Source organism: Microvirga yunnanensis, from assembly GCF_025460875.1.
This window is the reverse complement of sequence record NZ_JAMXFI010000013.1, coordinates 109,696-116,402: the sequence shown is the minus strand read 5'-3', so window position 1 is coordinate 116,402 and position 6,707 is coordinate 109,696. Positions and strand designations below refer to the sequence as shown.

At 66.6% G+C, this 6,707-nt stretch carries 7 protein-coding genes; 3 read left to right on the top strand and 4 right to left on the bottom strand.

Annotation, left to right across the window (positions count from 1 at the left end):
- On the bottom strand, positions 1 to 364 hold a 364-nt coding region (locus tag NF876_RS09460), incomplete at its 3' end, for a helix-turn-helix domain-containing protein (protein WP_262268544.1).
- Positions 365 to 1,061: 697 nt separating this feature from the next.
- Here NF876_RS09460 and NF876_RS09455 point away from each other — a divergent pair.
- Entirely contained in the window at positions 1,062 to 1,451 is a 390-nt protein-coding gene (locus tag NF876_RS09455; RefSeq protein ID WP_262268543.1) for a hypothetical protein, read from the top strand.
- Between the two features lie 93 nt (positions 1,452 to 1,544).
- On the opposite strand, the gene NF876_RS09450 is transcribed toward NF876_RS09455, so the two are convergent.
- The gene (locus tag NF876_RS09450) at positions 1,545 to 1,913 is read right to left on the bottom strand and encodes a hypothetical protein (protein ID WP_262268542.1); all 369 of its coding nucleotides are present in this window, start codon (positions 1,911 to 1,913) and stop codon (positions 1,545 to 1,547) included.
- Positions 1,914 to 2,076: 163 nt separating this feature from the next.
- Positions 2,077 to 3,546, bottom strand: a complete 1,470-nt coding sequence (locus tag NF876_RS09445; RefSeq protein ID WP_373696639.1) for a DUF1254 domain-containing protein — start codon at positions 3,544 to 3,546, stop codon at positions 2,077 to 2,079.
- A gap of 413 nt (positions 3,547 to 3,959) precedes the next feature.
- On the opposite strand from NF876_RS09445, the gene NF876_RS09440 reads away from it, so the two are divergent.
- A complete protein-coding gene (locus tag NF876_RS09440; RefSeq protein ID WP_262268541.1) occupies positions 3,960 to 5,108 on the top strand; it encodes a glycerophosphodiester phosphodiesterase in 1,149 nt (382 codons plus the stop codon).
- A gap of 193 nt (positions 5,109 to 5,301) precedes the next feature.
- The gene (locus tag NF876_RS09435; RefSeq protein WP_262268540.1) at positions 5,302 to 5,568 is read left to right on the top strand and encodes a hypothetical protein; all 267 of its coding nucleotides are present in this window, start codon (positions 5,302 to 5,304) and stop codon (positions 5,566 to 5,568) included.
- An 84-nt stretch (positions 5,569 to 5,652) separates the two neighbouring features.
- Here NF876_RS09435 and NF876_RS09430 read toward each other — a convergent pair whose 3' ends face one another.
- On the bottom strand, positions 5,653 to 6,657 hold the full coding sequence (locus tag NF876_RS09430) for a Bug family tripartite tricarboxylate transporter substrate binding protein (RefSeq protein ID WP_262268550.1): 1,005 nt from the start codon (positions 6,655 to 6,657) through the stop codon (positions 5,653 to 5,655).
- Positions 6,658 to 6,707 lie beyond the last annotated feature (50 nt).

Here is a 6,707-nt window from a genome sequence, read left to right as displayed (position 1 = left end):
GGCCCACCGCAGCCGCCATCGAACGCACGCTCCAGTGGGTCGCGCGCGGTGGTTTCTCGTGCAGGGTCAGATGGAGGACGCGCTGGATCACCGCGGCCGTGAGGGGCTTGCGCCCTGGTGGGCGGGTCGCGTCTTTGAGAAGCCCTTCGACGCCAGCTTGCGTATAACGGCGGCGCCAGCGCCGCACGGTGAGAGTGCTCGTGCCGACGCGAGCCGCCACCTCGGTGGCGCGCAGGCCCTCGCCCGTCAGCAGAACAATCCGAGCCCGCCAGACAACCTTCTGAGGGGTGTTGCGGTCGCGGACGAGGGTCTCCAGGCGCTCCCGATCAGCGGCGGGAACCTCAATGCGTTCGATCTTGCCCATCCTGGCAGCATCGCACGTCAGACCAGATTTCGGAATCGCCCGTCAGTGACAGAACACTAGCGCATCGTGCGGAAAAGTGGACCCGGTATTCGCTGGCGCGGCCCTGCGGGTCCGCGCCAAACGATGCGCCAGCCAAAAGGGGAGCATCGGACAATCGGGATCACCGGAACATGCCCGGTGATGACGTGGCGGGTGACCATTGCAGTGGCGCGACCCTCCCCCCGTCATGGCCGGCCGGTCATCACCCTGCTCTCGCCGGCCATCCCGATCCTTCGAAGCGCGGCGCTTCACCGTATCGGGATCACCGGGACAAGCCCGGTGATGACGGGGTGGTGGATCGGCCGGGCGATCAAGACAGGGTCCCGGACGATGCGCCCCTTGAGGCGGGGAGCATCGGATCGATCCCAAAAGTGGGTCCACTTTTCACGTCCGATGCTCTGGCCCGGCGCCCCATCCCGGCCCTCTCAGCTCCCTGGGAGGGCCTTTTCGCATCCCGCGATCGTCTTTCACCGAGGCGGCTTTCGCGGCGGGATGACGCAGCAAGGCCCGATCGACACCGACTCTCCCCACGGGCGGCGTCGGCTTGTGACGCGGTTCACAGCCCTGGTGCCGAAAGTCGTTCAAGGTTCAACGATCGCCAACTGAGAAGATCTCTCGGGCGGTACTGGGCGCAACACCGACTTGAAAAGGACATTTCATGCCGAATTTTCAAATTTCCCTGAACGACATCAACCAGACGGCGGCCAATACGGGCGTCGGCGCCGATGCGTCATCCGCTCAACTCGCCACCATCCACGATCCCGATACCATCTTCGACACCGGCGACAGCTGGGACTGGTCGTCCGGCGGCCCGGAGATCAACGTCCAGCTCGACACGAACGTGGTCAACCAGACGGCGGTCAACACGGCCCTGGGCGGCGATGCGGAATCGGCCCAGGCGGCGGCCATCCACGATCCCGACACGCTCGTGGATTCCGGCAGCTACGATCACTCGCCGGACTTCAACTTCCAGATCTCCACCAACCTGATCAACCAGACGGCCGTCAACACCGCGGTCGACGTCGACCATCTCTTCCCGTTCGGGTAAGTTCTGCCGGAGTGGGAGCGTCATCGGCCGCGCGCCGATCACGCTTCCTCTTCATCGCGGCCCCGAGCCTGCGGGGCGGGTCGCGCTGCGGGCTCACGTCTCAACCGTGGACAGAGCCTGCCGGAGCTGCGCGGGATCGACCGCGACCTTGAGCACCGTTCCGCCGAAATCCAGCACGAGGACGGGGTCTCCGCCGCCCTGCTCGATCCGCGTGCTCAGGGGCTGCACCGGCACGCTCTTGGCATGATGGGGCCCGGCATCCGCCCCGAAGGTCCTGGGCGGTTTGCCCCTGTGGGTCCGCACCATCTCGCGGAGCAGGTCCGTCACGAGGGGCGTCGAATCGACCGCACCGATGAGGACCTCATATTCCCTGCCCGTATCGGCGCGGATTCCCAGCGCCACGATGGCGCCGTCGTCCGACACCTGGACCCGCCAGGCCTGTGAACCAATCCGCTTGACCAAAACCCGCTCTCCCCTATGCGCCGGCCGGCGCGGCCCGCATCGGCGCATCCCGGGCGATTCACCCTCGGGACGAGCCGACGCGCCTACCGATACCGCGCCGGACCGACTGCCTGTCAATCCCGGTCCTGCTGCCGGTTTCCGGCTCGCCGGCGCCGCGGGCCGATCACTGGGCCGTAAGGCTCGACGTGGTTTCGAGCCTCGTCACCGGGGGCGGGTTCCACTTGCCGGTCAGGACATCCGACATCGGCGCATAGAGCCTCATGGTCAGGTTGAACTCTCCCTTCGGGGCGGGAAGCCAGTTGGCCTCCTTGTCCTTGCCCGGGCTCTCCGTCTGGAAATACACGTCGAGCGAACCATCGGCATTGTAGGCGAACGGCATCCAACTGCTCACCGCGGAGCGGTTGAGGTCGTTGGGGATCGGGAAACCTTGAGGATCGTAGAGGGTGATGGACCAGAAGGCGCCGACCGGCGGCATGTCGTTCTTCTCGAAGTGGATCGCATAGCGGTTCGCTCCGTCGAGCGGCCTGCCCTGCTCGTCGCCCAGATTGAGCGGGTAGACCGCATCCTGCGGCAGATTCGCGCCGAGTCCGAACTGCGCCACGATCGCGCGCTTGAGGTAGTAATTGCCGTAGACGCCCATCGTGTCCGTGTTCATCGACCAGCCGTTCGCCACGCGGGCGAGCGTCTTCACCTTCCACTCCATCAGCTTCTGGGCGCTTTCCGGCGCGGCTTCGAGCGCTTTCCTGATCACGGAATCGATCCTCTCCGCATCGAAGCTCTTGCCTGCCTCGATGCCGATCCGCTTCATGCGGGCGAGGATCGGCTGGTCGGTTTCATGGGGTCCGTTGGTCTTCAGGAGTTCGGCCGCATAGGTGAAATATCTGAGCGCCGGCATGGTATCGACCTGCACTTTGGGCGGCGTCTTCATGTCGACGTTCGGGTCGATCTTCACCTCGGGCGCCTTCGGGGGCCGTCCCCATTCGGACAGGGGCGTGATCTTGAACCCGGCCTGGATCTTGTGAACGGCCTCGTAGTCGGGCGGACCATCGGTCTTGGTGCGGCCGATGATCCAGACATAGGGGGTCGGCGCGTCGATGCGCTGCGTGCCGGCTGGCAGGCGGAACTCGTCGAACCGTTCGCGCAGATCGGGCCGCCAGGTGGCGGGCGCGATCAGGAATTCGCCGGCCCGGGTGCCGGTCGTGCGCCAGCCCGGGGATGCGAACACGTCCGTCCACATGTCCAGCATCGGCAGGAGGTAGTAGCGGCCGCCCGTGTCGGGCACCGAGACGACGACCGGCTCCTTGAAGAGATCGAGATAGGCGACCGAGTAGAGCGTATCGAAGTTCGGCCGAACGATGATCTTGTCCTCGGGAGGCGGATAGGCGGCCACGTTGTTGAACATGTTCATCGGACCCTGGCCGGGCCGCTTTCCGGGCTCGATGTTCGTGAAGACCTTGCGCGTCACGTCCATGGTGACGAGCGGGTAGAAGTACACATAGGCCTCGACGGCAATGTCCTGCGCCTCCTGCTCGGTGATCGCGAAGGCGTTCGTCGTGGCGCTTGCGATCCCGACGGCGCCCGTCAGGAGCATGATGCCAGACACGATGATGGGATGGTGGAGAAGCCGGGACATGGATGGTCACTCCCTGGTCAGCGCCCGTGCATTGGGCATGGAATCCGGCGTGGCTTGCCGAGATATCGACGGGTGGGGACGGTGCGCCGCGACGGCATTGCTGTGAGACGCACCGGTTCCTGAGCATTCGGGCATCGCGCGGGAATCGTACCATCATCCCTCATGCGTGCGAATCAGGGCATTCCCTGAATGTCGCGCAGGGATAACCCTGAAATCGTGCCGGTGGGCTCTCCGATCGGGTCGCTGGAGGTCGGTGCGAACGGTCACCAGGCGGTCCCTCCTCCGTCGCGCCTGTTCCGTGCTCGCCGCGCCCGTGCGACCCTCTCCCGCCGGCCCGCCCAAGAGGCTCGTGATTCCGTCATCGGGATGTCACGGGTTCGATGGCAGGTGACCGGCCAGGAGGAACAGGATCCATGAAGCCCATTGCCATTTTGAGTACGCTCGCCGTCTCCCTGCCCGCGCTGCTCGGACCGGCCGCCGCCCAGGAGAAGACCCTGACCGGCGAGCGCACCACCGTGGTCGCCCATCGCGGCGCCAGCGGCTATCTCCCCGAGCACACCCTCGAGGGCTACAAGCTGGCCATCGAGATGGGCGCCGACTTCGTCGAGCCTGATCTCGTGGTGACGAAGGACGGCGTGCTCGTGGCCCGTCACGAGCCGATGCTGAGCGGCACGACAGATGTTTCCACCCGACCGGAATTCGCGTCCCGCAAGACGACCCGCAAGGTCGACGGCGTCGACACGACCGACTGGTTCGCGGGCGACTTCACCCTGGCCGAGATCAAGCAGCTGCGCGCCAAGCAGGCCATGGCGGATCGCGACCAGTCGAAGAACGGCCAGTTCCAGATCCCGACCCTGGACGAGGTGATCGACCTGGTGAAGACGGAATCGGCTGCCCGCGGGCGCAGCATCGGCATCGCGCCTGAGACCAAGCATCCCACCTTCCATGCGGCGATCGGCCTGCCCATCGAGGATCGCCTCGTGGCCGTGCTGACGAAGGCCGGCTGGACGGCCAAAGACGCGCCCGTCGTGATCCAGAGCTTCGAGACGGCGAACCTCAAATACCTGAACACCCGGATCGACGTACGCCTGGCGCAGCTCGTCGACGGGGCCGACGTCGACAAGGACGGCAGGATGGTCATGGAGGCGCCCTACGCGCAGCCCTACGACTTCGTGGTGATCGGCGACAAGCGCACCAACCAGGACCTCCTGACCAAGGAGGGGCTGGCCGAGGTGAAGACCTATGCCGACATCATTGCGCCCTGGAAGCCCTACATCCTGGCGAGCCGGCAGGTCGACCGGAACAGCGACGGCAAGCCGGACGATCTCAACGGCGACGGCGCGATCGACGAGCGCGACCGCGTGCTCACCGAGCCCTCCAGCGTCGTCAGGGACGCCCATGCGGCCGGTCTTCAGGTGTTCACCTGGACGTTCCGCAGCGAGCCGAAGCGCCTGACATCGGACTTCAAGGGAGACCCGGCGGCGGAGTACAAGGCCTTCTATGCCCTGGGCGTGGACGGTCTCTTCAGCGATTTCACCGACCATGCGGTGAAGGCGCGCTGACGCTTTCCCGCACCGACGACGCTCCGGCTCCGGCGTAGGCCGGAGCGCCGCCGTTCGCCGGCCCACCCGGCGCGACAATCGGCGTGGTTCCATGGCAGGGCGTTATGTTATCCTTGCCCTCGGGGGCCACCGGGCCTTCGACACCACAACGGATCGAGGCCGGGCCGAACCCGGTCGAAGTGGGGAAAATGTCATGGAGACCACAGTCCTCGGCGTCCTGAAGAAGGCCTGCGACCTCGTCGGCAGCGGGCAATCCCTCGGGATCATCGAAGCGATCAGCTCGCTCCGGGAGGAGGCCAGCGGCCGGACCCGGGATCTCGCCTATTACGCCGTGCTCGAGACCGCGATGGTCAGCCGCGGCGATGCGTCCCTGGCGATGCTCGCCGGCGGAGACCGGACGGAAACCGCGATCGAGCTTCTCCAGTCGACCATCCGGCGCATCAGGGCCGCGCTGCACTGAAGCCGCGCGCGTGCCCGGACGAACGATGGCGTCGGTCCCCCCGGCCGCGGAGCCGCCGGGAGGGTGTCATGGACGACGGCCGGATCAGTCGATCTGAACGCCCGCTTCCTTCACGACCGGGGTCCACTTGGCGATCTCCGTCTTGACGTGCTCGCCCAGGGCCTCCGGCGTGGAGCCGACCACGGTGGCGCTGAAGGTCTTCAGCCGCTCCTGCACGGCCGGATCCTTTACGGCCTTGAGAGCCTCGGCATTGAGCCGGTCGATGACCTCCCTGGGGGTCTGCGGCGGAGCGAACAGGGCATTCCAGGAATAGGTCTCGTAGCCGTCGAGCCCGCCCTCGGCGATGGTCGGCATGTCCGGGAAGGACGGCACTCGCTCCTTGGTGGTCACGGCGATCCCGCGCAGCGTTCCCGCCCGGATGAACTCGGAGGCCGACGGCAGGTTGTCGAACATGATCGGCACCTGGCCGGCCACCACGTCGTTCAGGGCCGGGCCTGAGCCGCGATAGGCGATGTGCTGCATGGACACCTTGGCCATGCTCTTGAACAGCTCGCCGGACAGGTGCAGGGGCGTGCCGACCCCGGAGGAGGCATAGTTGTACTTCGACGGATCGGCTTTCAGCAGCGCGATCAGCTCCGGCACGGTCTTGGCCGGCAGGCTGGGATGAACCACGAGCACGTTGGGCACGACCACGAGCAGCGAGATCGGCGCGAAGTCCGTCACGGCGTCATAGGGCTTGCGCTTGAGCATGAGCGGGTTCAGCGCGTGGGTCGCCACCGTGCCCATCAGGATCGTGTAGCCGTCGGGCTCGGCCTTGGCGACCCGGGCCGCCCCCGTGCTGCCGCCGGCGCCGGCGACGTTCTCGATAATCACCTGCTGGCCCAGCCCTTCGGACATCTTCTGGGCGATGATGCGGGCGACCACGTCGGTGGAGCCGCCGGCCGCGAAGGGCACCACCATGGTGATCGGGCGGACCGGGAAGGTCTGGGCGGCGGCGGGGGCCAGGTTCAGGGCCGCTCCGGCCAGGAGGGCGCCGCCGGCGAGAAGGGCTTGGCGTCGGGTTGGTTTGGTCACGATCAGGTCTCCCATGGTGCGAGGCCGGCGGCGGGGGCCGCCCATGGGGTCTCACATAACCGACA

Bases quoted from the DNA above. Each gene is read 5' to 3' on its own strand.
- NF876_RS09455 (WP_262268543.1), top strand. From the start codon at position 1,062: ATGCCGAATTTTCAAATTTCCCTGAACGACATCAACCAGACGGCGGCC.
- NF876_RS09445 (WP_373696639.1), bottom strand. From the start codon at position 3,546: ATGTCCCGGCTTCTCCACCATCCCATCATCGTGTCTGGCATCATGCTC.
- NF876_RS09440 (WP_262268541.1), top strand. From the start codon at position 3,960: ATGAAGCCCATTGCCATTTTGAGTACGCTCGCCGTCTCCCTGCCCGCG.
- NF876_RS09435 (WP_262268540.1), top strand. From the start codon at position 5,302: ATGGAGACCACAGTCCTCGGCGTCCTGAAGAAGGCCTGCGACCTCGTC.
- NF876_RS09430 (WP_262268550.1), bottom strand. From the start codon at position 6,657: ATGGGAGACCTGATCGTGACCAAACCAACCCGACGCCAAGCCCTTCTC.